We start from the raw sequence: 26,254 nt of genomic DNA, 5'->3' as shown, positions 1-26,254 counted from the left end.
TCGATAGCAGCCCCCGGAAAACGCGACGGCCCCCGACCAACTGCTGGTCGGGGGCCGTTCACCTGCGGTGGGTGTGGGATTTGAACCCACGGTGACATCGCTGCCACGACGGTTTTCAAGACCGACTCGCGTGCAGCACGAAAAGGAGGTCTGACCTGCACGGGAACCTCAGCCAACGACACTCATGGGCCGCCTGGCCCACACATGGCCCACAGCCCTCCGAATCGCTACTTCAGCGGGGGAGTCATCAGCACGGCCTCTTCCGTTCGCCAGACGACTGCATACCCTTGGGATCAGTCCAACCCGACGGAGGGAAACGGGTGAGCGCGACACGAGGCAGCAGGACCGGCTATCGGGACATCGCGAAGGATCTGCGAGTCCAGATTGAGAACGGCGACCTGCGCACGGGGGATGCCCTGCCTTCTGAGGAGAAGCTCAAGGAGCAGTACGGCGTCGCGCGGGACACGGCGCATCGCGCCCTGGTCCTGCTGCAAGACGAAGGGCTGGTCGACTCGGTCAAGGGGCGAGGGCGGTTCGTCCGTGGCGCGGACGGCACGAGTCCCGTCGTGACGGAGCGCGAGCGGGTGGTGGCGGAGCTTCGGGGGCGGATCGCGAGCGGGCGTCTCGCGATGGGCGCGCAGTACCCGTCCGAGTCCGACCTGCACAAGGAGTTCGGGATCTCACGGAAGACCGCGGGGCAGGTGTTCAAGGAACTAGAGGCGGCCGGCCTGGCCAGCAGCACGCAGGGGGCCCGGAGGACCGTGACCGTTCCGGCGTCGTTCCACGACGATGGCGACCGCTCGACCGCGTGGAAGGTCTTCGGAGAAAAGCCCATCTATGAGAACCAATGGGTGACTGTCTCCAAGGCAGATATTCAGACCCCGGATGGTGAGCGGTTCGAGCACCACAAGGTGTACCTTCCGGCTGCGGCCATGACCGCCATGTTGGATGACCAGAACCGCGTCTTCATGATGTGGCGCCACCGCTTCGTCTCCGACACCTGGAACTGGGAACTTCCGGGTGGGCTCATCGACGACGGCGAAGACCCAGCGGTCACCGCTGAGCGCGAAATCCTGGAAGAGACGGGGTACCGCCCCAAGGGTGAACTGGAACACGTTGCCAGTTTCGAGCCGATGATTGGGACGGTCACAAGTCCTCACCATGTCTACGTCGCGCGCGGGGTGGAATACGTAACGGCGCCGACAGAGGTCAACGAGTCCCAGCGCACCGCGTGGGTACCGCTGTCCGAAGTCCCTGCGCTTATCCAGCGCGGGGAGGTCGCAAACTCCGGAACCCTGGTTGCGCTGTTGCACCTGCTTGCCACGCAAGAGGGAAACTCACGCAAGGTCTAGAATCCGCTGAATTCGGATGCGCTGACGGACGGAACCCGTCAGCGCCGCCAATTCGCGAGCCTTCTCGGCCTGCACCGTGGCTTCGCTGGTGTCGCCCCGCTTCAGGAGCGCCCCGGCGAGGTCACACCGCACCCCAGCCTCCGCGCGATTGAACCCCTCGTCCATCGCGGACAAGGCCCCGCTGAGGTCCTCAATGGCCTCGTCTGCGCCCAAGCGAGCCAAGCAGTTACCGCGCCATCGGGCCAGGTGAGAGCCCGCCAGGAAGAGGAACGGCAGCTCGGGGTCCGCAGCGTCGACGGGAAGAGAAGCATCCGCGCGATCCAAGGAACGGCGGCACGCTGAGCTATTTCCTGCAACGGCATGGGCTTCGCCTTCTGCCGCATGCAGCCACGTCGTCATAAGCGCCGGAACCTTCCCCTCGCCATGGGCGACCGCTTGCTGCACGAGCTGTACCGCTTCGGTCGGCTGTTCCAAGTCCATCAGGACGTAAGCCTGTTGTGCGGTGGCGTGGGCGAGGAGGGTGCTGTTGCCCGCTTCGCGGGCTGCTGCCTTGGCAACTTCGTGCAGATTCCATGCGTCGCCATAGCGACCCAAGTCCAATGCCTGCCACCCGGCTAGGGCGGCTGCTTCGGTGAGTGCGCCCGCGACAAGCTGGCGCGCTCCCGAAGCAACGCCGTGCTGGAGAAGCTTCTCCATTTGGCCCACGTGCGCCACGATCTGTGGCAGCAGAGACTCTGCGCCGAGACGTCGATCCATTTGCCGCAGATTCTCCGTCTGCGACTCAAACAGCTTCACCATGGACGTGTCGACGCTGCGGGCAGCTAACAACTCGCGCTTGAGAGAACTCACTTCGTCGAGTTCGGGTTCCGGTGCGTCCTCCGGGAAGCATCCGAGTTCTGCCGGAGAGCATCCGTATACGGCGCAGAACAGTTCCAGGTAGTCGCCCACCAGAGGGCGCCGCCCGGACTCCCACTCCCGGATCATCCGGTTCAGGCTCTCGTCTGAAGCGACGGGTATTCCACGTGTGGAAGCAGCGCGCTTCAACTCCAGTACGAGCCGGGCCTTCTTCCACTCCCGCGCCGCACGCCGATCGGCAATTGCAGTCATGAACCATCCCTGGGTGTCAACAACCCTCGCCTCAGTGTGACTTGGAACGCGCGGCGGCGACAGGGGGGACAGTCCCCCTCTGTCCCCCTCGCTCCTCTGCCGCGACCGGCCGACGGGCGGCAGTCTCAGAGCAGAGGAGCCGACACGGCGCCTCACGAAAATCCCGGACCGCCTTGACGGGGAACCAGAGATGCGTAACCTGTAACTAGACGTCGACGAACAAGTCGAAGTCTGCAAGTCCTGCATGACCCGTACGACCTGCGCAAACGCCCGGAGAGGTCCGTATCGGCGGATCGCCTCGAAGGAAGCGAACGGCTCCACTTTGAGAACTCAACAGCGTGAACCACCACCGCAGTACCGGCCGCGACCACACCGGCCGGAGGTGAGTGGAGAACAGTCGGTCGAGAACGGGCCCCCGTCACAAGGCGCCCAACACCCCTCTTAGGGGGACACGCCACCGACTCAAAGCAACCGCACGGCATACGACCTCAGTGACTTCCGGGACTGCGGAACTCCCCGGACCGAGAGGCCCCGTACGAATCAGGAGATCCGTGCACGTCTCCCCCCTTCCTACCGAGGGAGTTGCGATGCACCAACGACAGCTCAGGGCGCGGCCGTGATCGACCGGCACGGCGGCGCCGCTTCACCCCCAGGACCGTGAGCGTGAACATGCGCCGTGGCCAACCGGTCCGCACCGTTTCGCAGCGCCACAACATTGCTGCGCCGGCTGCTTCCCCCGGCCGTCCGGTCCGCATCTGCGGAGCCGTACGGCCGGGGTGGCAAGGAGCCGGGATAGTCCCGGTCCATCTGCGCCCCAGGGACGTACTCATGGACCAGCACGACCTCGACAACATCGGCCGCAGGATCGGCGAGGCGGCCCGCCAGTTCGCACCCGCCCACCAGCCGACCCCGGAGCAGACCGCGACCGCGGCGTCCGTACTGCGCGACATGGTCGACGCCACCCGGATCTACGGGTTGCAGCTCTCCGACTTCGACGCCGTCGCCGACTTCCCGCGCATGGCCATCCAGCTCGTGCAGCAGCGCGACGAGGGCAAGTAGCCGTGAACGCTGCCGCCACCTTCGCCGCCGTGTTCGCCGCCTTGTACGTCGCTCACAACGTGGGCGACCACTGGGTGCAGACCTCCTGCCAGTCGGCCCGCAAGGGCCTGCCCGGCTGGGGTGGCCGTCTGGCCGGTGCCCGCCACGTCGCCTCGCTCACCGCCACGAAAGCGGTCCTGCTGGCGCTGGTGGCGGCGGTGCTTGGGCTTCACCTCTCCGTCCTCGGGCTCGTGCTCGGGTTCGGTGTGGACGCGCTCACTCACTGGTGGGCCGACCGCCGCAGCACGCTCGCCTGGCTGGCCAAGGTGACCGGGCAGAGCGAGTTCTACTCGCTCGGTACCGGCGCCCACCCTGCCCACCCGGTCAGCGCCCAGGGAACCCCCGCCGCCCACCTCGGGACCGGCGCGTACGCGCTCGATCAGTCCTTCCACCATCTGTGGCTCCTGGTCGCCGCACTGCTCATCACCGCTGTCTGATCCACCGCCACTCACCACAACTTCCGCTCCCACCGGCTGGTGAGGGCCGGACACCACACACCAAGGAGGCCGTCCATGAGCAAGCACGGAAGTACGCGCCAGGCAACGACCGCCAAGCAGCTCCGCGGGTACAGCGTCGTGGCGTTCGAGCGCGGTAAGTGGGTGTGCCAGACCGGCTTCGCGGGGCTTGGCTTCGACGGAGCGGAGGCATCCCTTGCGGCTCGCGACCTGCGGGAGGAGTTCCCGGAGGCGATCGTGGCGATCCTTCCGCAGACGCTTCTGGACTAGGCGCATCGCGCTGATCAGCCCCGATGGTCTCAAGGCCGGGTTCGACTCCCGGCCGGGGCACTGGCCGCTCCCACCGGCAGCGGCCCTGCAGGTCCGGCTTCCTCTCGCCAGATGGTCGAGCCGCCCTGCCCTTCTTCTCTCCGTCCCTTCGAGTTCTGGAGTTCCCATGCGTGCGTACATCGGCAGCCAGCACGCTGCCTCGGTAGATGAGTTCGTGGAACTGGCCCTGGGCACCCCGCTGGAGTTGTGGCTGGGGGTCGAGGGCGAGAGCGAGGAAGAGGCCGCCGCCCGCCAGGCCGCCGCCCGCGACATCCTCGCCGACGACCCCACCCTGGTGGACCGCTCCTCCTGGGTGGCCGCGCAGATGGTCGAGGACCACCCGGAAGTCTTCAACGTCGCCCCGCTGGTGAGGCCGGCCGCCAAGACCCGCCGCCGCCAGGTGCGTAAGGCGGTCGCGGCGTGAGCACCGAAGAGACGCTGCTGGCCATCCGCTACACCGCCGACGTGGTCGTCACCTCGACCGACGGGCGTGTCCTGCTCGTTGAGCGCGGCTGGGACCCGTTCAAGGGCCAGTGGGCGCTGCCCGGTGGCTTCGTTGACCCCGGTGAGACGAGCCGTGCCGCCGCCGCGCGTGAGCTGGCGGAGGAGGCCGGGGTGTACGCCGCTGAGTACGAGCTGCACCAGGTAGGCGTCTTCGACGCACCCGACCGGGACCCGCGCGGCCGGTACGTCACCGTCGCCTACCACCTGGAGGTCCACTCCGGGCTGCCCATCGAGGCGGGCGACGACGCGACCAAGGCTCAGTGGTGGCCGCTGACCGATCTGCCGCCGCTGGCGTTCGACCACGCCGAGATCATCGCCCACGCACTGGAGGTAGCAGCATGAGCGAGCTGACCCTGACCGGCCTGTATGCCCCGCTGCGGACGCTGAGTCTGCTGGAGAGCGAGTTCCCGGGGCTTCCGGCCCCGGACGTGCACATCTCCCGGTTCTACCCCGGACGGGTGGAGCTGGCCTTCCACGACGACCTCGGTGCGTTCGAGGCGTGGCGGGCGGCCCTGCACGTGCCTGCGGACACGGTCCGCTTCGGTGCACAGGGTGTGGACAACTCCACGATGCGCCTGCGGGCGGAGGGCCCGTACGGGGCCTGCACCATCAGCCTGGTCGCCTACGCCCCGGCCCCGTCCACCCTGTCCGCAACGGAGGTGGCGGCATGATTCGCCTTGTTTCGTCGTCTCGTCTGGCAGGTCTGGCCGCTGAGGCAGACGACGCACGCGCCGTGGTCCGCCAGGTGCTGGAGCGGGAGACCGCTTCCTACCGCGAGCATCTGCGTGCGGTCTACGCCCTGGTGGCCCGTGCCGAGTCCGCTGAGGCGGAGGCCGTACTGCTGCGGGACGACAACGTGCTTCTGCTGCGCGACACCGCGCACCTGGCCCAGGAACTGGAGGAGACGCAGGAGGAGCTGGCCGCCAAGCCGGTGAGCCCACGCCCGTCCTTGGACCGTCCGGCGTTGCTGCTGTACCGCGGGCAGCCGCACAGCATTCACGCCGACGCCGACGCTGCCCGTGCCCACGCGGACTCGCTCGGGGCCTTCGAGAACAGGTGGATCACCACCCGTGAACTCGGTTCGGCCGCCGCGCTGTGGGAGATCCAGACGTTCATCCGCGCTGACGACGGGCGTCACTTCACGAGCACCGTCGCCCCGGTGGTGCGGCCCCTTGAGGGGGCGGGATGAACATCGCGATGAACAGTGTTCAGCTCCGTTCAGCGGAGAAGGCACTGTCGGTCGGCACCTGGCTGATCGTGGCCGGGGCGATGCTCTACTCCATCCTGACCGTCACCCCGCTCATGAGGGCCCACACCGCCCTCGAGTGGCGCTGGACGGCCCCGATCCTCCCGCTCGTCGTGGACGCCGCAGTGGTCATCGTGGTCCGCCTCGACTCCGTCCTGGCCCGCTTCGGCGGGAAGGGCGGGAGGTGGCCGGTGGTCCTGCGGTGGATGACCGGGGGGATGACCCTCGCCCTGAACACCGCCGACTCCGCACTGAAAGGTGACCTGGTCGGAGTCGCCGTCCACGCGGTCGCCCCGCTCCTGCTGATCGTCACGGCAGAGACCGGACTCGCCTACCGGCGGGCCCTGAACGCCGCCGCGAACGCCCTTGAACAAGAACAACGGGCAGAGCGGGAACGCCGCGAGCAGGCGGCCCGCGAGCAGGCCCAGGAAGCGGCCGCGCTGGCCCGTGAAGAGCGCGACCACGCCGCCACGCTGGCCCGTGAACAGCGCGAGCACGAAGCCCTCCTGGTCCGTGAAGCCGCTGAACGCCAAGAGCGCGAACGGGCCGAGGAACGCGCGGCGAAGGTGGAAGCCGAACGCGTGGAGCGGGAGGCGGATGAACGCCGTGAACGCGAACGTGAACAGGCCGAGCGTGATCGTGAACAGCGTGAACACGAGGCCGCCGAACGCGCAGAAAACGAGCGCCGTGCGATTGCTCAGCGCGCTGCCCGTGAACAGGCGGAGCGTGAGGAACGGGCGGAGCGTGAACGCTCCTCGCTGCTGGAGCGGGGGCCGGCCACCGAGAAACTCCCGGAGGACGAAGCCCGCGCCCTGGTGACCGAAGCGTTCGCCGCGAGTCTGCCGGTACGGGCGGCAGCGGAGCTGTGCGGCTGGTCGGTCGGCTGGGTCAGCTCCCGCTACTCCGAACAGCGCCCGAGTGCCTCGGGTGACTTGCGGAGCGCCTGATGGCCATCCGCTACGGCAAGTGCCTCGCCACCACCCCGCAGTCCGGGGCGATACCGCGGCTGCTGTGGAAGTGCGCTCCCGAGGGCTACGCCACCCTGCGCCAACTGGACGCTCAGGGCTTACGCCCCGGCGGGCAGGGCGTGCAGATCGAGGTTTTCCGGCCGCGCTACCGGCGCGGCCCGCTGGTCGCCTACCTCTACCGCATCGATCTCGCGAAGCCGAAGCGGCCGATGACGCCCGCGAAATGGGCCGCGCTCGCCAAGGCGAACGCGGCCCGCCGCATGTGCCCCTCCTGCCGACTGGACGCCGGGTACGTCATACCGGCCTCGCTCGGCATGTGCGTGCCCTGCGCCTACCCCGAAGAGCAGCGCGCCGCCTGAACCCCACTTTCCAGGGAGTGCACGTGAAGAAGTCCACGCTGTCCGCCTGCCTGCTGCCCGCCGCGACCTTCCTCCTCGCCGGAGCCGCCGCCTGGCGCACCGCGAGCACGCTGGCCGCCTACCAGGTGCCGTTGCCGATGACGCTGGTGTGCGCCTTCGGGGTCGCGGTCCTGTTCGCCTCCGTTGTCGTCGCCGTCAGCGAGGCGTCGCGGCCGGTGTTCCGCTGTCGGGCCGAGGGCTGCACCTACCGGGTGCGCGTCTCCCACGCGGATGCCGCAGAGGTCCGCCGCTGGCAGGAGTCCGCCGCCGCGCACCCCGACCACGAGGTCCCGGCCCGCTCCTGAGCGCCATCCCCGTTCGGGGCCCGCACCTGCCGTCGGCCGGCGGACGCGGGCCCCGCGCCATCTCTGCCGCACACCCGACACCTTCCGGAAGGAGGGCACCTGTCATGCCCGGTATCGACTGGGACGAGGAGTTCAGCCGCATGAACCCCAAGACCGAGACCCCCGAGAAGCCCAGCCCCTCGAAGTTCTCCGCCAAGCTCAGCGGCGTTCGCCGTAACACCGCTGCGCTGGCGGTGTGCGGCACGATCGCTGTTGTCGCGGTGTGCGGCACCGTCGTGACCGTCACCAGCATGCAGGGCCAGCAGGCTGCCCAGGACCGCGCCCGCGCCAAGGAAGACGCCGCGAACGCGCTCGTGGAAGTGGAGGCGGGCAAACGGCGGGCGCAGACCGAGGAAGCCGTGGCCAAGACGCTGTACGAGCGGGAGATGACCGTCTACCGCGAGTGCATGAAGGCACGGGCGGCGACGGTGGCCAAGGCCCCGCCCTGGGAGGTCTCCAAGATCCCCGCCTGTGACGCGCCGACGCTCGGTGGCACCCAGCAGCCCAAGGCCCAGGAGTCCGCCGCCGGCGGTGACTTCCTGTCCAGCCCCTGGCTGTGGGTCGCCCTGGTCGGCGGGGGCGGTCTGGTCGCCTACAAGAAGCTCTCCGCTCCTTCCGCTTCCGCCTCCGGGGCGGGTGCGCTCACGCACGCGAACAACAAGGGATTCACCTTCGAGAAGGGTGCATGACATGACGCTCCAGTTCTTCGCGCTGGCCCTGTTCGGCTGGGCCATGTTCTTCGTCTTCAAGAAGACGAAGGGGAAGCAGCTCGCGATCTGCGTCCTGCTGATCGTCTCGGGTGTCTTCCTCCCCTACACCCCGTTCGGCGACACGATCCGCAGCACCCTCGAATCGGTCTTCAACACCGCGAGTTCGACGGTCAACAACATCGGCTCCTCACGCTGAGTGCACGGTTACCGGTTACCGGTTACAGCCCAGGGGTACCGCCGGGCACTCCTGGGAGGGGTGAACCAGCTCTCCTGGGGGCTGTAACCGGTAACCGGTAACTCCCTTCAACTACACAGAGTGAAGGAAGGAGGGTGATGGAACTCCTCTTACTCCTCGCCATCAGTTACGTCTTCGGTGTCGAGAACACGCACACCAAGTACGGGCAGGCGGGAATCGAGAAGCCCCCGTCCCCACCGAAAGAGAAGTGGTCCCCGGGCAAAGCGCCGGAGACCTTCCGCACCGCCCCCTACAACGCTGCGGCGAAGGCCCATTACGGGCTTCTCGCGGGCGCCAACTGGGCCGGTGGCCTCCGCGACGGATGGCGCTCCGGCTACCTGAAGAAACCCGGCCCATCCGGTTCCGCTTCGGCGTCTGCCACACCCGGCGCGAAGCCGTCCGCGCACACGCCGGGGCCGACCGTACCGCCGAAACCCACCGGGTCCCCGACGCCGCCGCCCAAGGCGACGTCCGCTCCAACGCCGCCACCGAAGCCCGCCGACCCGCCGCCGATGCCGACCGATCCCCCGGACGCGCCTCCGCCTTCGGCCGACCCCACCGGGCCTGTGCCGGGCCCGGTCATTCCGCCGCCCGGCACGGTGCCCCCGCCGCCGCACGTCAGCCTGCCCGAGCAGCTCAGGAAGGACCCCGCGATGCAGCCCAACCCGCCCGTCCCGCATACCGCGTCTGTCGACGACAAGGGCGTCCACGTCACCACCGCCGCGGGGAAGTCCCGTACCTACAGCGGCGGTGAGGTCCTCACCCTGACTCAGGTCATCGACCTCGCCGAGGGCGCCGCCACCCTGTGCCAGACCAGCGCGGAGACCTGCCTGGAACTCGTGGACGAGTCCGCGCAGCTGGCCGCCGACTGCGATGCGCTGATCGCCGAGATCACGGAGAAGGACGTCGGTCTGAACCTCATCGGCAAGGGCGAGTTCCTCAAGGAGCAGCTCGATCTGCAGGCCGCCGCCGCCAGGAAGCTGCACGACCAGATCCAGGGCGGCGAGGAAGCGTGCCGCACCGCGTCGGCGAACGCCGAGGTCCGCCACGGCCAGATCTTCCGGGCGGTCGCCGACTCTCCGCTGACCAAGCCCGCCGAACGCGACTTCTACAACGCCCGATAAGGGGAGGCCCACATGAGTGTCAGTGAAACCCTCAAGGACGCCGTGACGTACGCGGCCCTGCGGGCCAAGCTCGCCTGGCTCACCCACCAGGTCCACGCCCACGCCGAGACCGTCACCACGCTCGCTGCGACTGTCGACGACACCGCGGAGCAGATGCAGGACGCCTCCGAGACGATGAAGGCGCTGGCCGTCGACGCCGCCACCACCGCTGAGTTCGCGGACGCGGCTTTGACCATGACTGGCGCCAAGGAAGCCGCCAGCGGCTACACCGCAGCGGCGGACAGTGCCTCGGCTGCCGCCGACGACGCGCGGACGACCGTCGAGAGCGACCACGGGGGCATCGCCGATGCCGTGGACACCTCGCCTGTCGAGATGGCGGAAGCCGCCTTCTACGCCCAGAGTTAAGGAGACGGCGATGGGGCCGACCCGTACACAGTTCATCCAGTGCGCGCCCGCCGCGCTCGCGGTGGCACCACTGATCACCGGCCCCTGGTCCGCTCTCGTTGCCGCGGCGGCCGGAGCGGGGGCGTGGGCGCTCAATACCTCCGCCCCCGTTCTGCGCTCGCTCATCGCCTGCGGGAGCACGGCCACCGGCTGCGGCATCGCCGCCCACGAGGTCCTCGCCAGCGGGATGGACCCGCTGTTCGCCCTCGGGCTCGCGGTCCCCGCCGGGGCCGCCGCCCTCGCCCACCACCGCAACACGGCCGGCGGGCCCCCTGCTCTGCCTGCCACGGTCACCCCCGCACCGGGCGGCCAGAGTTCACAGGAGCAGGTCATCACCGCCTGGTGGGCGGAGTTCATCTGCGGGCCCACCCAGACCGAGGGCCGCAAGCTCATCCAGGCCGGTGCCGTCCTCGCGCACCTCGCCCTCGACGTCGGGGACGACCACCTGTCGTTCACCGGGGTCATCACCGTGCCCCAGGGCCAGCAGGTGCGGGTGAAGGCCGCCGACATCGCCTCCGTCTACAACGTCCCCGTCTCCCAGGTCGAGATGGGAGACCCCAAGCACTACGCACCCAACGCCCTGCCCGTCACCGTCCACCTCAAGAAGGCCGCATCACAGCCGCAGATCGCGGTCGGCGCACCCACGACTCCCGAGGAAGTGTGGGCGGCGCACGTCGCCGTCCCGGAAGGCGCGATGCCCGGCACCACCCTGGCTCTCACCCGCTACGACGGGCCCCTGGACTGGGAGGGGATCGCCACTCGCGACCGCAAGGCAATCGGAACGGTCAACGTCCAGGACCTGGCGGGCAACCTCGACCTGGAGACGATCCAGATCGCTCTCGCCCCCACCGACAAGCCCTCGCAGATGGGGGTGCGCGTGATGGAGGAGCACGCGCTGATGCACGGCACGATGCTCTCCTCGGTCGTGGACGAGCTGACCATGGACTCGCGCGGATACGTCCGCCTAGGCACCTACACCGACGCACTCGCGGCCCTGGTTCCCCTGGCCCAGCCCGGTTCCGGCGCCCGCCACCTGTACCTCGTGGGCGGATCCCGCTCGGGGAAGTCCGGAATTCTGGAACAGATCCTGCTCTCCGCCCACCGCTCCCGCATCGCTGCGATCCTGGCCTCCCCGCAGGCCGGGACCATCGCCGGAGCCCACCTGTCCGCGCACTGCGGGGACGGCCTGGACGAAGCGATGGGCGCCCTTCGGCTGGCCTACGCGATGATGCTCGACCGCGAAGCCCGCTACCGCTCCCCGTCGTTCCCCTTCACCGACCCGCTGATCCTGACCGTCATCGACGAAGCGCACATGCTGCTGTCGGTCTCCTCGCCGTATCACGCGGAGGCCAAGACGATCGTGGAGCAGCTCACCCGCCGGTCCCTCAAACGCGGCATCGGCGTAGTCCTGGCCACCCAGACGCCGCTGGCCGAAGACCTCGGCAACTCCACGATCATCCGCTCCCAGCTCCTGATCGGCGGCGGCGCCGTGTTCCTGCGCTGCGCCAAAGGACAGGGCTCCCTGGTCGGAGTGAACGCGGTCGAGGGCGCGGAGGGCATCGACCTGTCGAGGATCCCGTCCTCGTGGCCCGGCCAGTACGCCAAGGTCGCCGACCGCGACATGAGCGGCCTCGACACCGAAGCCGCCGCCGGACCCGAGGACGCCACCTTCGGCCTCGGCTACCTCCTCACCCCCGGATCGCAGGCCGTCCAGTTCCGCTCCCTGCACCTGGACGTACCCCCCGCCTCCCTCGCCGGACACCTGCCGCCTGTCGCCGTCGAGGACTGCGACGCCTGGCAGCACCGGGAGGCCATCACCCGCACGCCGATGGTCGACCAGCGCGGCAAGAACCTCATCGGCAGCCTCGCCGACCTTCTCGCCGCAGCGCAGAAGCGACCGGCCACGCCCTCCCCCCAGCAGGCTCCGGCGGACCCCGCCGGTCCCGCCGCCCCGACCGACGGACAGGAGCTGATCAAGCCGCGCATCCTCGAACTCCTGAGGGAGCAGTCCATCCCCATGACCGCAGAAACCCTCGCCCGGAAGCTCGGCACCTCGGTGCAGAAGGTCAAACCACGCCTGTCCGAGCTGAAGAAGCGGGACGAGGTCACCAACGAGAACGGCCTGTGGAGGGCAGCATGACCACACAAACTCACACCCAGACCCAGTTCGCCGCCGTCGAACAGGACCTGTACGCCAAGGCGTTCCAGCTCCTGGACCCCACCCCGGAACCCGACACCGCCGCAGTTCCGGCCGCTCCGGCACCGGTCACCTTCGTCCCCGCCGCCCCGCCCGTGCACCAGCCGGGGCCGGTCGAGACGACCCTCACCGACGCCCTGAACATCCTCGACACCCACGGCTGGGCCAAGCACCACCTGGTCCACCCCGAGGGCGCCCGCTGCTCCATCGGCGCCCTGCGGGCCGCTGCAGGAGCCCGCAACGGCGCCTACTGCGACGCCGGGAACCTCCTCCTGGACGAGGCCCGCCGCCAGCACGGCAAGCAGTGGACCGCGATCCCCGCCTGGAACGACTCCCACACCGGATCCCAGATCCGCAGCGTGTGGGAGGCCGCCATCCAGCGCGCACACCACGCCAACATCTGACCCCTGCTGGAGACCCACGTGTCGTTCAAGTTCACCGACCGCAGACCCCGAGACGAGCGGTCGTTCACCTTCACCGCAACCAACCGCGAGGAACTCGAAGAGCAGCTCCAGACCATCGCCGACATGGCGACGGAGATCCTCCGTCTCGTCTCGGACGTCCGCAGACAGCTCAACCACTGAACACCCCGCCACACACCAGCGAGGGCGGCCCGACTCCACCGGAGTCCGGGCCGCCCTCGCTGGTTTCCCGGCCCCACATCCCCTGCCTTCAGGAGACACCGCCCCGTGCGCCGTTACGTCTACCGCTGCAGCGTCTGCCGCACCACCAGCCCGGTCCTCTTCGACCTGCCCGACCTGGCCGACGAGGGCCAGGCGCACCGCCTGGCCCTGCACGGCGGGCACATACCCGACGAGGAGATCGCCGGGCAGATCGACCGCCTCGGCCGCTGGTACGCCGCCCTGTCCCCGCTGGTCGCGCTCCACGCGCGCATCGCGGACGGGCTCAGCGACCTCCACAACGAGAAGACGATGGGCCACTACTGGTGGGCCAGCATCGGCGCGGTCCTCATCCTCGCCGCCTCCGCCGCCCTCGTCGTGGCCGTCTTCGCCCTCGCCCTCTGACCCCAGCGCCCTGCGCTGGAGTCGGGGTGGCTTGCCCCGCCCTCCACGCGACACCCACCTGAGGAGACCCTGTGAGCGCTGTTCTGTGGCCGCTGACCGGCCGCATCGCCGCCGTCCTCGACACCGCCAACGGCACCGACGGCACCGAGACCGCCCTGCGGCTGCTGAAAGTCGTCGAGGAGGCCGGGGAGGCGTCCGCCGCGTACATCGGCGTGACCGGCCAGAACCCCCGCAAGGGCGTCACCCACAACCGCCACGACGTCGCCCAGGAGCTGTGCGACGTCATCATCGCCGCCGCCGTGGCCCTGCACTCCTTCACCACCGCGCCGGCCGCCGTCCTCGACGCCAAGCTCTACGCCGCCGCCCGCCGCCTCAACGCCCAGGAAGGAAACCCCCAATGACCTGCAAGCCCTGCACCGGAAAACACACCGTCCGCCTGCGGTCCTTCCCTGCCGGAGACACCCGCGCCTCCCTCAAGGCCGCCCACGCCGCGACCGAGGCCCGCGCCGCCGACCCCCACCCCGTGCACGTCCACTACGACGCCGTCGACGACACCTTCGTCGTCCTGCGTACGGCAGGAGAGGACCAGTGAAGACCCTCACCCTCAAGCAGCCGTGGGCGGACGCCGTCGCCCACGGCACCAAGCGCACCGAGAACCGGACCTGGACCACGGCCTACCGCGGGCGCCTCGCGATCCACTCCGGAGCCGGATACGACCCGATGGGCCGCTTCCTCATCACCGACCGGGACGCCCTGAACTCCTGGCCGGACACCCGCGGCGCGGTCGTCGCCGTCGCCGACCTGGTCGACGTCCACTTCGCGACGGACGGCTGCTGCTCCCCGTGGGGCGAGCTGCACACCTACCACTGGGTCCTCGACCGCGTGACCGCACTCGCCACCCCGCTCCCCGTCAAGGGCCGCCAGCGGCTGTGGAACCTGCCCGACCTGCTCAACGACCCGCTGCTCACCGAGGGGAACTGACCTTGAACGACGACGACATCGACTGCGACCTGTGCCACCCCATCGACGGGGACGAGCCGTACGACTACCCGCACTGCTGCGGGTGCGGGGCCGACGGCTCCAGCGAGCGCCCCGACTGCAACTGCCAGTAGCCCCGGACGAGAAGAGCGATCCGTGTACCTGGATGACGACGAGATGCGGTGCGGTGAGGGCATGTGCCGGTGCTCCTGCACCGGCCCCGCCGGTCACCCGTGCGGCTGTGACTGCCCGCACGACGACGACTGCGATTGCGACTTCTGCACCGCCCACGAGCTGTACTGACCACACCGAGGAGATCAGCATGTCGTTCGGAGAGACCCCGATCACGATCGTCGGCAACCTGACCGGCGACCCCGAGCTGAAGTTCACCGAGGGCGGCGCCGCCCTCGCGAAGTTCACGATCGCTTCCACCCCGCGCTCCTTCGACAAGGACTCCGGGCAGTGGAAGGACGGGACCACCACGTTCTTCCGCTGCGCGGCCTGGCGCACCCTCGCTGAGCACGTCGCCGACTCCCTGGCCAAGGGCACACGGGTCGTGGCGACGGGTCGCATCCGCCAGCACGACTGGCAGACCCCCGAGGGCGAGAACCGATCCATGCTCGCCGTCGAGGTCGACGAGATCGGCGCGTCCCTGCGCTTCGTGAACCTCACCATCCGCAAGGACGACGGCAACCGCAGCACCTCCGCCCCCGGCCCGGACGCATGGGCGTCCGCCGGCCCCGCCTCCCAGGGCAGCCCGGAGGCCCCTGAAGCGCCGTTCTAGCTGCGCCCGGGGTCGGCGCCCTCTCGCCAAAAGATCGCGCCCACCCCGGCTCTCCCGAGTCCCTTCGGGCAGGGGGCACGGACCATACGGTCCGCCCCCTGTCTCGTCCCCGGCCGCCCTCGGCCGGGGACCCCACGAAGAGTGACTTCGCGGATAACTTGCTCGGCTTCGGCCGGGCGCCGCGAAGAGTAGCTTCGCCGATAACTTGCTCGCCACCAGGTCGACTTCGGTCCGCCCCACGGTCCGGTCCGTCCGACGGTCCGGTCCGTCGGCAACTTCGGTCCGTCCAACGGTCCGCAGACCGGACCGGTCTGCGGACCATCACCGGACCGGTCCGTCGGTCCGGCCAGGCGGGCCGCGCGCGGGAGCGTCAGCGGCGCGCGTTCACTCACTGAACGGCTTCGACCGGTCCGCCCGGACCCCAAGGGGCGGGCACAGTACACCCGGTTTCCTGACTTCGGAAGTCAGGGATTCTCCGGATCCTTGTTCACAGACCTCGCCGACGAAACGCCTGGTGGCAGACCGTCGCCGGGCTCTGTGGTGCCCGCAGTCGTGGGCACCAGGGGTGGACGCCCTCTCGCCAAATGATCGCGTCCGCTCCGGCTCTGCCCGTCCCTTCGAGAACACACGGGAGTTGCTGTGCTGACACTGACCGACCTGTTTTGCGGTGCCGGTGGCTCGTCCACCGGGGCCATCAACGTGCCCGGTGTGCGGGTGCGGATGGCCGCCAACCACACCCGGCACGCCATCGACACCCACCAGGCCAACCACCCCGACACCGACCACGACTGCGCCGATCTCTCCCAGGTCGAGCCCCGCCGCTATCCGACCACGGACATCCTGTGGGCCTCCCCGGAGTGCACCAACCACTCCAACGCCAAGGGCGTTGCGAGGGACCACGGTGAGTGGGACAACGGGCTGTTCGCCGCCGACGGCACCAACGAGACCGCCATCCGCTCACGGGCAACAATGTGGGACGTACCCCGGTTCGCGGAAGTCCACCAGTACCGGGCGATCATCGTGGAGAACGTCGTGGAGTCCCGCTGGTGGGGACCGAAGTCCAACCGCGGGGCGGTCCATGACGCGTGGCTGGCCACCATGAAGGCGTGGAACTACGCCCACCAGTCGGTCTACCTCAACTCCATGCACGCCGCCGCCTACGGGCAAGGCGCGGCACAGAGCAGGGACCGCAAGTACGACATCTTCTGGCGTCCCGGCGACCAGGCCCCCGACTTCGATAAGTGGCTGCGCCCCGTCGCCGACTGCCCGACCCATGGCAGGGTGCGGGCGATCCAGGGGTGGAAGACCACCAAGCTCTGCAACCCGCTCAAGCCGTGGGGGAAGTTCGGGGCCCGTAACCAGTACGTATGGCGCTGCCCGCAGACCTCGTGCCGCAACCAGGTTGTCGAGCCGGCCGTACGCGCGGCAGCGGAGATCGTGGACTGGTCCCTGCCCGCCACGGTCATCAGCGAGCGGGCGGAGCGCCGTATGAAGGCGCTGGAGCCTGCGACGATGCGGCGCATCAGGGCCGGGTTCGAGCAGTTCCACCGCCCCTACCTGGTCCCCGTCGAGGGCCGTGACGGCAAGCAGCCCTTCCCCGTCGACCACCCAATGCGGACCTGCTCGACCCGCAACGAGACCGGTCTCGCGCTGCCCCCGTACATGGTCGAACTTCGGGGCGGATCGTCCTCGCACCGGGCGGTCACCGAGCCGCTGGCGACCGTCTGCGCGGGCGGCAACCACCACGGCGTCGTCACGGCCCCGGACATGATCCTGCCGTACTACTCGTCCACAACCGCCGCGCAGGAAGCCCACCACCCGCTGCCCACCGTCACCACCGTGGAGCGGTGCGCCGCCCTGTACGGCGGGAGCGTCACCAGGGCGGAGGACATGCGGTTCAGGATGCTCGAACCGGAGGAGTACCAGGCGGCCATGGAGTTCCCGGCCGACTACATCCTCACGCCGAACGACAAGCGCACGAAGGTCGAGATGCTCGGCAACGCGGTCACCCCGAACGCTGCCCGGGACCTGGTCGCCATGGTCACCGAAGCCCTCACCGGACAAGACCTCGAACCCGCCGCACGCTGACACGGGGTGCTCGCCGGTCCCCTTCCGCCACCCGGTCCCCGCAGTGCCGATCCGCACGGTCCCCGAGCGTCTGAGGACTGGAGAGGTGCCCGATGGGGACCGGTCCCCGCGGTCGTCGGGTCTTGCCTTCGCCACCCCTGGGGCGAAGGCGTTCGGACACTCCCTCGGCGGGGGAGTGTCCGAACCTCCATCTTGCTCGCTCAGGGACGAGTCCCGACTCGGGACACGAGCCCTGTCCCGACTCGGGACAGGCGACTTGTCCCGAGTCGGGACAAGCGCGGTCCCCACCAGGCGGTTCCGGGGACCGGTCCCCGATCGATGCGGGGACCGGTCCCCAGGAAATCGGGGACCGGTCCCCGTGACAGTCCGTCAGGGGGACCGGTCCCCGATTACACGGTCCCCGTGAAGTTACTGGTCCCCGACGGGGGCCGATCCCCTGGGACGCGTACTGCCCGCCTTAGCCACCCCCAGGGCGAAGGCCACGACGCGGACGCCCGCCCCACCGGGGTGGAGTGTCCAAGCCGATAACTTGCTCCGCCAGCGGCAGCCCGCTCTCTGGCGGGGAGCCGACCATGGTCGGCGCAAACGGTGCTGTTCCCCGGGGGAACAGGGCCCGCGTCCCCTCGGGGAACAGTCTCTGCGTTCCTCCGGGGAACAGCCCATTACGAACGATCCGGACGTAAGGGCGGGGCAATGTACACCCGGATCGCCGGTTTGCCGAACCGGTGATTCTCCGGAACCTCATGAACACACCGCAGCGACGGGACGCCTCACGGCGTGCTGTCGCCGTACCCCGTCATGCCCGCAACCAGGTGGGCATGCCCGAGGCGGACGCCCTCTCGCCAAAGATCGCGCCCGCCTCGGTTCTCCCCGTCCCTTCGAGAACACAGGAGAACTTCCAGAATGCCTCAACTCACCAGCTCTGCCCAGCTTCGCGCTGCGCTGGCCGCTGCCGACCGCGGCTGGCACGTCTTCCCGCTCCGCCCGGACGCCAAGGTCCCTGCCCTGCACGGCGAAGCCCGCTGCCCCGGCACCGGGGACTGTACGGCCGGCCACCTGAAGTGGGAGCAGCGCGCCACCACCGACCCCGACCGCATCCGCGCGGCATGGGCCAGGGCCCCGTTCAACGTCGCGATCGCCACCGGGCCCTCCGGCCTGGTCGTCGTCGACCTGGACGTGTCCAAGGAGGAAGGACTGGAAGGAGCGCCTGACGGCGCCACTTCGTTGGCGGCGCTCTGCGAGCGCGCCGGAGAGCCGTACCCGGTGACGTACACGGTGCGGACTGCCAGCGGTGGCCACCACCTGTACTTCACCGCCCCCGACGGCGTACGGCTCACCAACTCCGCGGGCAAGCTCGGCAAGTCGGTCGACACCCGCGCGTACGGCGGGTACGTGGTCGGCGCCGACAGCATCGTCGACGGACGCCCCTACGAGGTCGAGCACCCCCTCCCGCCGGTCCTGCTGCCCGGCTGGCTGCAGGACCTGTGCAGCACCGGGCCGCTTCCCGCGCAGCGCCCGGCACGCGTCCGGCTGCACACCGGTACCCGGATGAGCCGCTACCTGGCCGCCGCGGTCAAGGGCGAGCTGGACCGGGTGGCCCGCTCTGCCCCAGGCGGTCGCAACATCGCGCTGTACCGGGCGGCTGTCGCACTGGGGCAGCTCGTAGCGGGCGGGCAGCTCAGCGAGGACGACGTCACGCGCTGGCTCACCGAGGAGGGCGCGCACGTGGGGCAGGGGCCGCGCGAAACCCTGGCCACCGTCTCCAGCGGCATGCGCGCCGGAGCAGCCCGCCCGCGCACGCTGGCCCGGTGACTGGGTTGGCTTCGCCAACCGGCTGCAACATTTCAGGAGCGGGTGGGACCGCATCCCCCAATGTTTCAGCCGTCTTTGCGCCCGGCAGCCCCGCACAAAAGCAGCCTTCCGGTCTCCGCCCCGGCATCCACGTCCGGGACCTCGACCGTGATGAACGGCCCGTCGCCGACTGGCTGTGCGTCTGCGGACACCACGAGCGCGCCACGGGCCGCCGCGAGGTGACCGTGCTCCTGCAGCGCGTCCAGGTCGGCCACTGCCCGCACGCCGCCGACGCGACTGCAGAACCCACCGGCGAAGGCGCTGAAGACGTCGCCCGTCAGGGCGTCCTTTCAGTCCTTCCCCTCACACCGTCCTCGGAGCAGCCCACCGGCCGGGCCCCGGAAAGGAGGAACGCCTCATGACACCCCCCGAAGAGTTCGACCCGTGGGCCGGACTGACCGACCCCGCCGACACCGTGGCCGTGGAGCCGGTGTGGGAGACCCCCATCCCGCTCACCGCCCAGCGGGCCCTCCCCGACTTCCCCGACGACGTCTTCCCTGCCTGGCTGGGCAAGTTCGTCGCTGCGGTCGCCGAGGAGACCCAGACCCCGGCCGACCTTCCCGGCACCCTCGCCCTGTCCGTCCTCGCGGCAGCGGCCGGCGGGCGCGCGGTCGTCCACGTGCGGGGCAACTGGCGCGAGCCCACCAACCTCTACGTGGTGTGCGCCCTGCCCCCCGCCAACCGCAAGTCCGCCGTCTTCGCCCTGCTCACCGACCCGCTGTACGAGGCGGAGAAGCAGCTCAAAGCGAAGGTGGCCCCCGCCATCGTCGAGGCCAACCTGACCGCACGCCTCGCCAAGGAAGCCGCCGACAACGCAGCGTCCAAGGCAGCGAAGGCGGAAGGCGGCGAGCGGGAGGAACTCGTCTCGCAGGCCGTCGGGCTGGCGCAGACCGCCGAATCGGTGGCCGTGCCGGTCGAACCGCTCCTGCTGGCCGACGACTCCACCTCGGAGACGGTCACCTCCCTGATCGCGGAGCAGGGCGGACGGCTCGCGGTGATGTCGGCCGAGGGCGGCATCTTCGACATCATCGCCGGACGCTACTCCGGCGCCCCGAACATGGAGGTCTTCCTCAAAGGGCATGCCGGGGACCGGCTGCGGGTCAACCGGCAGACCCGCCGCGAGTACGTCGACCACCCCGCCCTCACCATCGGCCTGGCCGTCCAGCCCGCCGTGCTGCAGGACATCGCCAAGGTCAAGGGATTCGACGGACGCGGCCTCCTGGCCCGCTTCCTGTACTCCCTGCCCATCTCCAAGGTCGGCGAGCGCGCGGTCATCACCGACCCCATCCCCGAAGAGACCACCGCCCTCTACGCCTCCAACGTCGTCGCGCTCACCCTCGCCCTGGCGGAGTGGACCGACCCGGCGGTCATCCAGCTCAGCCCCGAAGCGGACCAGGCCCTGATCGCCTACCAGCAGCGCGTCGAACCCAAGCTCGCCGCCCGCGGCGGCTCCCTGGGACACATCGCGAACTGGGCAGGCAAGCTCGCCGGAGCCGTCGCCCGCATGGCCGCCCTGCTGCACCTGGCGGAACACCTCGACACCGGCCACACCAAGCCCGTCACCGAGCACACCATGCAGGCCGCGATCCGCCTCGGGGACTACTTCACCGCGCACGCCCTGTCGGTCTTCGACGTCATGGGCGCCGACCCCACCCTCTCCCGGGCCCGCGCCGTCCTCGACACCCTGCAGTCCAACGGATGGGTCGACGTCAGCCGCAGAGACCTCTTCAGCAAGCTCTCCCGCAGCGAATTCCCCAACGTCGCCGACCTCGAACCGGCCGCCACCCTCCTGGAAGAGCACGGCTACCTCCGCACCTACCAGCCCGAGCGCACCGGAGGACGCGGCCGGCCACCCGCACCCCGCTACCGGGCCCACCCATCCCTCAGAGCCCCGACCCCCGCCGCACAAACCGCACAAACGCAAAAACAACTCGCCACCGTGTCTGACCTGAGGAAACACCCCACCACCGCACCCGGCACGGTCCCGCCGCACAAACACCCGGTAATTCCGCAAAAACCGATCACCCCTTACACCCCCGGCGGTCCCAGCGGGCCCGCCCGGCGCGGCCACTGATTTTTGCGGAATTTCCGAACTTTCTGCGGGAGCCCCCGCCGCAAAAACACCCCGCACAAACCCGCAGGTCAGACCACCCCAACCGGCTTTCTGCGGATTCTGCGATTTGTGCGGCGGTCTCCACCCCTGAGGCGTACCTGGGAGCTCTCGGCCACCTGCCCAGGACCCGACGAATCCACTGCCCCACCCCCGCCACTCAAGACAGCTACTCGCCCAAGGAGTTGCTCCATGCCTCGTCCCAAGATGCTCAGGCTCTCCGAAGTGCTCGCCGAGATCGACATGAGCCGCGCCGCCTTCTATCGGATGCGAGCACGCGGGCAGGCGCCCCGCCTCCGCAAGCTCCCCAACGGCCAACTGCGCGTAAGCCGGGCCGACCTCGACGCCTGGTGGGAGCGCTGCGAGGAATCCGCCGCCTGACACAGCCTCGCTCTTGAGTCCGCCCCCGCTACGGCGGGGGCGGACTCCCCCTGCCCTGGAGAGACATGCTCACGTACGAAGTCATCATCTGGTCCATCCGTCGTCGCCCCGGACGCCCGAAGCCGTGGGAGCTGCGGTGGAAGGTCGGTTCGCAGCCGCATTCCAAGAGCTACCAGGTGAAGCCGCAGGCCGACGGGCGACGGTCCCAGCTCATGGCCGCACAGCGGGACGGTCAGCAGTTCGATGAGGAGACTGGCCTCCCCGCAAAGGAGTTGGCCGCGCTCGCTATGCCGACCTGGTTCGAGCACGCCAAGGCATACGCCCTGATGAAGTGGCCGGGTGCCGCCGCGAAGCACCGCGCGAGCATCGCCGAATCCCTCGCCGTCGTCACCCCGATCTTCGCAACCAGCCCCGAAGGGGGGCCAGAACCCGAAGTTCTGCGTGCCGCGCTCTACCAGTGGGCCTTCCGGGCAGTGGAACCCAAACCTGGTGAGCTCGTGCCGCGTTGCGACGCGGAGGACGCTCCCGACGAGATCCGGGAGGCGCTCGACTGGATTGCGGCCCATTCTCTGAAGGTCGACGACGCCGCGAAGCCGGAGCGCGTCCGCGCGGCATTCACCGCCTTGTCCAAGCTCCTGGACGGGAAGCCCGCCGCGAAGAACACCGCCAACCGCAAGCGGATGGTCCTCAGCAACGCGTTCCGCTACGCAGTCGAGGAGCGCGCTCTGCTATCCCGTCACCCGTTCCTCGCGGTCGACTGGGCCGCACCCACCACGTCGGACGAAGTCGACTTCCGCTACGTCCCCGGCCCTCGCCTCGCCCGCGACCTGCTTGCCACCATGGCCAAACAGGGAAGCCGGGGTGAGCACCTGGAAGCGTTCTACGGCGCGATCTACTACGTCGCGACACGCCCCGCCGAAGCGGCGGCCCTGCGTGAGGAGGACTTCGTCCTCCCGCCCGAGAATCAGCCCGACGCATGGGGAGAGGCGCTGATCTCGGAGAGCCATCCGGAGGTTGGAGCGGGCTGGACGGACAGCGGCAAGTCGCACGACGCCCGCGGGCTGAAGCACCGCGCGAGCAACGCCGTGCGCTCTGTGCCGATTCCACCGGTGTACGTACGGATGGTGCGCTCCCACATCGCGCGCTTCGGCACGGCTCCCGACGGCCGGCTGTTCCGGGCAAAGAACGGCGGGCGCGTCAGGTCGACGGAGTACTGCGAGGTCTGGGGCAAGGTCCGCGAGGCGGTCCTCACTCCGCAGGAAGCCAAGTCCAAGCTGGCTGACGTGCCGTACTGCCTCCGCCACGCGGCAATCTCGCTGTGGATCAAACAGGGCGTCGACCCGGTCGAGGTCGCGTACCGGGCGGGCCACAGCGTCGCCGTGCTCTTCCGCTTCTACGCCAAGATCCTCAAAGGCACGTCGACGCATGCCAACCAGCTCATTCAGGCGGGGCTGGATGCCGAGGACGGAGGCTGATCCTGGCCCACGTATGGCCCACACGCACTGGTCAGAGGCGGTACACCCCCGAAACGGGGTGAGACAGGGTCAGTAGAAAGGGCGCGATCCCGAACCGGGATCGCGCCCTCTGACCTGCATGTTCTCTGACCTGGCGGTGGGTGTGGGATTTGAACCCACGGTGACATCGCTGCCACGACGGTTTTCAAGACCGTTCCCTTAGGCCGCTCGGGCAACCCACCTCAGCCCCGCCGACCTGCGACGGAGCGGCTACAGCCTAGCGGTTGCGGCGGTGGGGGCGGGCCGTTGGGCCAACCCGGGGCCTCAAGCGGGGAAAATCGTGGGCCGCGGACCTACTCGCCGTCGCCCTCACGCGCCTGCAAGGTGACGTCCGCGGTGGCTTCCTTGCCGCCGCGGGTGTAGGTCAGCTTGACCTTGTCGCCGGGCTTGTGGGTCCAGATTTCACTGATCAGGGTGGGGCCGCTGTCGATGACACGGTCGTCGAGCTTGGTGATGACGTCGCCGGGCTTGAGGCCCGCGGTGGCCGCGGGGCCGCCGGGGGAGACGGCGGCGGAGTTGCCCGCGCCGCTTTCGGCGATCTTTGCGCCGTCGCCCTTCTGCTCCATGGAGACGGTGGCACCGATCATCGGGTAGACCGGCTTGCCGGTCTTGATGAGTTGCTGGGCGACGGTCTTGGCCTGGTTGATGGGGATGGCGAAGCCGAGGCCGATGGAACCGGACTGGCCGCCTCCGCCGCCGCCGAGGCCGCCGCTGGGGACGGACTGGATCGCGGAGTTGATGCCGATGACCGCGCCTCGGGAGTCGAGCAGCGGGCCGCCGGAGTTGCCGGGGTTGATCGAGGCGTCGGTCTGCAGGGCGCTCATGTACGAGGCCTTGCTGCCCTGGCCGTCGCCCGAGGCGACCGGGCGGTCCTTGGCGCTGATGATGCCGGTGGTGACGGTGTTGGAGAGGCCGAAGGGGGCGCCGATGGCGATCGTGGCGTCGCCGACGACGACCTTGTCGGAGTCGCCGAGAGGGAGCGGGTTGAGGTCGCCGGCGTTCTTCAGCTTGATGACCGCGACGTCGTAGCCCTGGGCGCGGCCGACGACCTCGGCGGCGTACTTCTTGCCGTTGGAGAAGGTGACCGAGAGGTCGCCGCCGCTCGCCGCCGAGGCGACCACGTGGTTGTTGGTGAGGATGTGCCCCTGCTTGTCGTAGACGAAGCCGGTGCCGGTGCCGCCCTCGCCGTTGCCGCCCTGGGCGTCGATGGTGACGACGGAGGGCAGTGCCTTGCCCGCCACGCCCGCGACGCTGCCGGGCTCACGCTTGAAGTCCTGCGGGTTGCCCGCTGCCGAGATGGTGGTGGAACCGCCGGGTCCGTTGTCGCTGCGGTTCGCCGCCCAGTAGCCGACGCCGCTGCCGACACCGCCCGCGACCAGGGCCGCGACCAGCACGGCGGCGATCAGTCCGCCGCGTCCCTTGCGCTTGCGCGAGGACGGCTCGGGGGATTCGGCGGTCAGGGGTACGCCCCAGGGGTCGCCGCCGTTGCCGCCATGCCCGCCCTGCCCGCCGCCGGTGCTGCCGCCGTGGTCACTGCCGCCCGGGTGGCCGCCGGTGGCGTGCGCGCCGGTGGCGTACGAGGGGTACGCCGGCGGAGGCGGAGGCGGCCAGGCCGCACCGTGGGCGGTGGGGGGCGGCGGCGTGGTGTGGGTCGGCGGGGTGGCGGGCGCGGGGCCGCCGTAGGCGGGTGCGTCGTGGGACGCGGGCGGCAGCGGTCCCGGGGTGGGCGCCGGCGGGGTGACCGGAAGCTCGGCCGTGGGGGCCGCAGGGGTGACGGGAAGCTCGGCCGTGGGGGCTGCGGGCTCCGTGGAGTGGATGGCTCCGGAACCCGTCTGCGGGACACCCGTCTCCGGAGCATCCTGATTCCCCGACGCGGCCGGGGCAGGAGGCGGCGGCGGTGTCGACGGGGCGGCCGGTACCGCAGTGCCCTCGTTCTCGGTGCTCACAGCTCTCTCCTCGGTTCCACGTCGGCCTGGTCTGTCTGTTCCCACTGTGCAAGTCTGTGCCGTCAGCTTTTCCCACAGCACGTCAGAGCACTGTAAGCGGGAGCTGTGCGTCCGCTGGTCATCCTTTACAACGGACGAACAGGACGCATCCGCTGACCCTCGCGAGGCCACCGAACGGACCCGGAACGACCTCCTCCAAGGTCCTTCCCACCGCACTTCGCGTACACCTGCCCCGCGTCGGTGACACCATGTCGCGGTGACCCACGCACGACAGCAGCGCATCCAGGTAGTCGCCCACCGAGGAGCCTCCGAGGACGCTCCCGAGCACACCCTCGCCGCGTATCAAAAGGCGATCGAGGACGGGGCTGACGCCCTGGAGTGCGATGTACGGCTGACCGCAGACGGCCACCTCGTCTGTGTGCATGACCGTCGGGTGAACCGTACGTCCAACGGCCGCGGAGCCGTCTCGGCCCTCGAACTGGCCGATCTCGCCGCCCTCGACTTCGGTTCCTGGAAGGGCCGCGAGGAGAGCAGCGAGAGCCCCGACTGGGACCCCGACAAGGCGCCCGGCGAGCTCACCTCCGTACTGACGCTTGAGCGGCTCCTGGGACTGGTCGCGGATGCGGGCCGTCCGCTTCAGCTGGCGATCGAGACCAAGCACCCCACCCGGTGGGCCGGACAGGTCGAGGAGAAGCTCCTCGACATGCTGCGGCGGTTCGGGCTCGACGGGCCGCCGAGGGATGCGGACGCGCCCCCGCCGGTGCGGATCATGAGCTTCTCGGCCCGCTCGCTGCACCGTGTCAGCCTCGCCGCGCCCACCATTCCGACGGTCTATCTGATGCAGTTCGTGACGCCTCGGCTGCGCGACGGACGGCTCCCGGCTGGCGCCCGGATCGCGGGTCCCGGCATGCGCATCGTGCGCAACCACCCCGGTTACATCGCCCGGCTGCACCGCGCGGGCCATCGCGTCCACGTCTGGACGGTGAACGAACCGGAGGACGTGGAGATGTGCGTACGCCTCGGAGTGGAGGCAATCATCACCAACCGCCCCAAACGGGTACTCGCTCAACTCGGGCGCAGCTAAAG

At 69.7% G+C, this 26,254-nt stretch carries 33 protein-coding genes and 1 tRNA gene; 30 read left to right on the top strand and 4 right to left on the bottom strand.

The genetic code is table 11. The features are described 5' to 3' along the window. The first annotated feature begins 320 nt into the window (after positions 1-320). The gene (locus ACIA73_RS22845) at positions 321-1,352 is read left to right on the top strand and encodes a GntR family transcriptional regulator (protein ID WP_399440490.1); all 1,032 of its coding nucleotides are present in this window, start codon (positions 321-323) and stop codon (positions 1,350-1,352) included. Here the strand turns inward: ACIA73_RS22845 and ACIA73_RS22840 are convergent. After that, positions 1,338-2,459, bottom strand: coding sequence for a hypothetical protein (locus ACIA73_RS22840; protein WP_399440489.1), 1,122 nt, complete (start codon positions 2,457-2,459; stop codon positions 1,338-1,340). The two genes, ACIA73_RS22845 and ACIA73_RS22840, sit on opposite strands and share 15 nt — an antisense overlap. 828 nt (positions 2,460-3,287) lie before the next feature. On the opposite strand from ACIA73_RS22840, the gene ACIA73_RS22835 reads away from it, so the two are divergent. The 25 genes from ACIA73_RS22835 to ACIA73_RS22715 all read left to right on the top strand — a co-directional run bounded on the left by ACIA73_RS22835 (position 3,288) and on the right by ACIA73_RS22715 (position 19,178). After that, the gene (locus ACIA73_RS22835) at positions 3,288-3,518 is read left to right on the top strand and encodes a hypothetical protein (protein WP_399440488.1); all 231 of its coding nucleotides are present in this window, start codon (positions 3,288-3,290) and stop codon (positions 3,516-3,518) included. 2 nt (positions 3,519-3,520) lie between these two features. Then, positions 3,521-3,994 carry a transcriptional regulator gene (locus ACIA73_RS22830; RefSeq protein ID WP_399440487.1) on the top strand — a complete coding sequence of 158 codons (474 nt, stop codon included), beginning with the start codon at positions 3,521-3,523 and terminating at the stop codon, positions 3,992-3,994. A gap of 75 nt (positions 3,995-4,069) precedes the next feature. Next, positions 4,070-4,282: a hypothetical protein gene (locus tag ACIA73_RS22825; protein WP_399440486.1), complete on the top strand. Its 213-nt coding sequence runs from the start codon at positions 4,070-4,072 to the stop codon at positions 4,280-4,282. Between the two features lie 166 nt (positions 4,283-4,448). Further along, positions 4,449-4,745: a hypothetical protein gene (locus ACIA73_RS22820; protein ID WP_399440485.1), complete on the top strand. Its 297-nt coding sequence runs from the start codon at positions 4,449-4,451 to the stop codon at positions 4,743-4,745. After that, positions 4,742-5,167 (top strand): NUDIX domain-containing protein, encoded by a 426-nt coding sequence (locus ACIA73_RS22815; protein ID WP_399440484.1) that lies wholly within the window; start codon positions 4,742-4,744, stop codon positions 5,165-5,167. The genes ACIA73_RS22820 and ACIA73_RS22815 overlap by 4 nt, the downstream gene beginning before the upstream one ends. Then, positions 5,164-5,496: a hypothetical protein gene (locus ACIA73_RS22810; RefSeq protein ID WP_399440483.1), complete on the top strand. Its 333-nt coding sequence runs from the start codon at positions 5,164-5,166 to the stop codon at positions 5,494-5,496. Before ACIA73_RS22815 ends, ACIA73_RS22810 begins: the two co-directional genes overlap by 4 nt. Then, entirely contained in the window at positions 5,493-6,014 is a 522-nt protein-coding gene (locus ACIA73_RS22805; RefSeq protein ID WP_399440482.1) for a hypothetical protein, read from the top strand. Before ACIA73_RS22810 ends, ACIA73_RS22805 begins: the two co-directional genes overlap by 4 nt. A gap of 8 nt (positions 6,015-6,022) precedes the next feature. Beyond that, positions 6,023-7,018 carry a DUF2637 domain-containing protein gene (locus tag ACIA73_RS22800; protein ID WP_399440630.1) on the top strand — a complete coding sequence of 332 codons (996 nt, stop codon included), beginning with the start codon at positions 6,023-6,025 and terminating at the stop codon, positions 7,016-7,018. Beyond that, a complete protein-coding gene (locus ACIA73_RS22795; protein WP_399440481.1) occupies positions 7,018-7,398 on the top strand; it encodes an RRQRL motif-containing zinc-binding protein in 381 nt (126 codons plus the stop codon). The genes ACIA73_RS22800 and ACIA73_RS22795 overlap by 1 nt, the downstream gene beginning before the upstream one ends. Before the next feature lie 23 nt (positions 7,399-7,421). Further along, a complete protein-coding gene (locus ACIA73_RS22790; protein WP_399440480.1) occupies positions 7,422-7,742 on the top strand; it encodes a hypothetical protein in 321 nt (106 codons plus the stop codon). Positions 7,743-7,846: 104 nt separating this feature from the next. After that, positions 7,847-8,470, top strand: a complete 624-nt coding sequence (locus tag ACIA73_RS22785) for a hypothetical protein (RefSeq protein WP_399440479.1) — start codon at positions 7,847-7,849, stop codon at positions 8,468-8,470. Between the two features lies 1 nt (position 8,471). After that, on the top strand, positions 8,472-8,687 hold the full coding sequence (locus ACIA73_RS22780; protein WP_399440478.1) for a hypothetical protein: 216 nt from the start codon (positions 8,472-8,474) through the stop codon (positions 8,685-8,687). Positions 8,688-8,824: 137 nt separating this feature from the next. Further along, the gene (locus tag ACIA73_RS22775; RefSeq protein ID WP_399440477.1) at positions 8,825-9,850 is read left to right on the top strand and encodes a hypothetical protein; all 1,026 of its coding nucleotides are present in this window, start codon (positions 8,825-8,827) and stop codon (positions 9,848-9,850) included. A gap of 12 nt (positions 9,851-9,862) precedes the next feature. Then, the gene (locus ACIA73_RS22770) at positions 9,863-10,255 is read left to right on the top strand and encodes a hypothetical protein (protein ID WP_399440476.1); all 393 of its coding nucleotides are present in this window, start codon (positions 9,863-9,865) and stop codon (positions 10,253-10,255) included. Positions 10,256-10,265: 10 nt separating this feature from the next. Then, on the top strand, positions 10,266-12,434 hold the full coding sequence (locus ACIA73_RS22765) for a hypothetical protein (protein ID WP_399440475.1): 2,169 nt from the start codon (positions 10,266-10,268) through the stop codon (positions 12,432-12,434). After that, on the top strand, positions 12,431-12,895 hold the full coding sequence (locus ACIA73_RS22760) for a hypothetical protein (RefSeq protein WP_399440474.1): 465 nt from the start codon (positions 12,431-12,433) through the stop codon (positions 12,893-12,895). Before ACIA73_RS22765 ends, ACIA73_RS22760 begins: the two co-directional genes overlap by 4 nt. An 18-nt stretch (positions 12,896-12,913) precedes the next feature. Then, positions 12,914-13,075 carry a hypothetical protein gene (locus ACIA73_RS22755; RefSeq protein ID WP_399440473.1) on the top strand — a complete coding sequence of 54 codons (162 nt, stop codon included), beginning with the start codon at positions 12,914-12,916 and terminating at the stop codon, positions 13,073-13,075. 105 nt (positions 13,076-13,180) lie between these two features. Beyond that, complete coding sequence (locus tag ACIA73_RS22750; protein WP_399440472.1) at positions 13,181-13,516, top strand: hypothetical protein; 336 nt, start codon at positions 13,181-13,183, stop codon at positions 13,514-13,516. A gap of 71 nt (positions 13,517-13,587) precedes the next feature. Next, complete coding sequence (locus ACIA73_RS22745; protein ID WP_399440471.1) at positions 13,588-13,917, top strand: MazG-like family protein; 330 nt, start codon at positions 13,588-13,590, stop codon at positions 13,915-13,917. Next, positions 13,914-14,108: a hypothetical protein gene (locus ACIA73_RS22740; RefSeq protein WP_399440470.1), complete on the top strand. Its 195-nt coding sequence runs from the start codon at positions 13,914-13,916 to the stop codon at positions 14,106-14,108. The genes ACIA73_RS22745 and ACIA73_RS22740 overlap by 4 nt, the downstream gene beginning before the upstream one ends. Continuing rightward, a complete protein-coding gene (locus tag ACIA73_RS22735; RefSeq protein ID WP_399440469.1) occupies positions 14,105-14,497 on the top strand; it encodes an ASCH domain-containing protein in 393 nt (130 codons plus the stop codon). The genes ACIA73_RS22740 and ACIA73_RS22735 overlap by 4 nt, the downstream gene beginning before the upstream one ends. A gap of 2 nt (positions 14,498-14,499) precedes the next feature. Further along, positions 14,500-14,628 carry a hypothetical protein gene (locus ACIA73_RS22730; protein ID WP_399440468.1) on the top strand — a complete coding sequence of 43 codons (129 nt, stop codon included), beginning with the start codon at positions 14,500-14,502 and terminating at the stop codon, positions 14,626-14,628. 188 nt (positions 14,629-14,816) lie between these two features. Beyond that, the gene (gene ssb, locus ACIA73_RS22725; RefSeq protein WP_399440467.1) at positions 14,817-15,278 is read left to right on the top strand and encodes a single-stranded DNA-binding protein; all 462 of its coding nucleotides are present in this window, start codon (positions 14,817-14,819) and stop codon (positions 15,276-15,278) included. Positions 15,279-15,917: 639 nt separating this feature from the next. Beyond that, positions 15,918-17,366 carry a DNA cytosine methyltransferase gene (locus ACIA73_RS22720; protein ID WP_399440466.1) on the top strand — a complete coding sequence of 483 codons (1,449 nt, stop codon included), beginning with the start codon at positions 15,918-15,920 and terminating at the stop codon, positions 17,364-17,366. Positions 17,367-18,308: 942 nt separating this feature from the next. After that, on the top strand, positions 18,309-19,178 hold the full coding sequence (locus ACIA73_RS22715) for a bifunctional DNA primase/polymerase (RefSeq protein WP_399440629.1): 870 nt from the start codon (positions 18,309-18,311) through the stop codon (positions 19,176-19,178). 65 nt (positions 19,179-19,243) lie between these two features. On the opposite strand, the gene ACIA73_RS22710 is transcribed toward ACIA73_RS22715, so the two are convergent. Beyond that, a complete protein-coding gene (locus ACIA73_RS22710) occupies positions 19,244-19,441 on the bottom strand; it encodes a hypothetical protein (protein WP_399440465.1) in 198 nt (65 codons plus the stop codon). A gap of 134 nt (positions 19,442-19,575) precedes the next feature. On the opposite strand from ACIA73_RS22710, the gene ACIA73_RS22705 reads away from it, so the two are divergent. The 3 genes from ACIA73_RS22705 (at position 19,576) to ACIA73_RS22695 (ending at position 23,183) form a co-directional block, all read left to right on the top strand. After that, positions 19,576-21,291, top strand: coding sequence for a YfjI family protein (locus ACIA73_RS22705; protein WP_399440464.1), 1,716 nt, complete (start codon positions 19,576-19,578; stop codon positions 21,289-21,291). Positions 21,292-21,519: 228 nt separating this feature from the next. Next, positions 21,520-21,708 carry a helix-turn-helix transcriptional regulator gene (locus tag ACIA73_RS22700; RefSeq protein ID WP_399440463.1) on the top strand — a complete coding sequence of 63 codons (189 nt, stop codon included), beginning with the start codon at positions 21,520-21,522 and terminating at the stop codon, positions 21,706-21,708. A gap of 65 nt (positions 21,709-21,773) precedes the next feature. Beyond that, entirely contained in the window at positions 21,774-23,183 is a 1,410-nt protein-coding gene (locus tag ACIA73_RS22695) for a tyrosine-type recombinase/integrase (RefSeq protein ID WP_399440462.1), read from the top strand. Positions 23,184-23,314: 131 nt separating this feature from the next. On the opposite strand, the gene ACIA73_RS22690 is transcribed toward ACIA73_RS22695, so the two are convergent. After that, positions 23,315-23,404, bottom strand: a tRNA-Ser gene (locus tag ACIA73_RS22690). A 111-nt stretch (positions 23,405-23,515) separates the two neighbouring features. Then, positions 23,516-25,168, bottom strand: coding sequence for a S1C family serine protease (locus ACIA73_RS22685; protein WP_399440461.1), 1,653 nt, complete (start codon positions 25,166-25,168; stop codon positions 23,516-23,518). A 256-nt stretch (positions 25,169-25,424) separates the two neighbouring features. Here ACIA73_RS22685 and ACIA73_RS22680 point away from each other — a divergent pair, with 256 nt between their 5' ends. Further along, on the top strand, positions 25,425-26,252 hold the full coding sequence (locus tag ACIA73_RS22680) for a glycerophosphodiester phosphodiesterase (protein ID WP_399440460.1): 828 nt from the start codon (positions 25,425-25,427) through the stop codon (positions 26,250-26,252). The last annotated feature ends 2 nt before the right edge of the window (positions 26,253-26,254 follow it).

It is taken from the genome of Streptomyces sp. NPDC051561 (genome assembly GCF_044454195.1).
Classification (GTDB): Bacteria; Actinomycetota; Actinomycetes; order Streptomycetales; family Streptomycetaceae; genus Streptomyces.
Note: the sequence above shows the minus strand (reverse complement) of the source record. Positions and strands in the feature narration are given on the sequence as shown.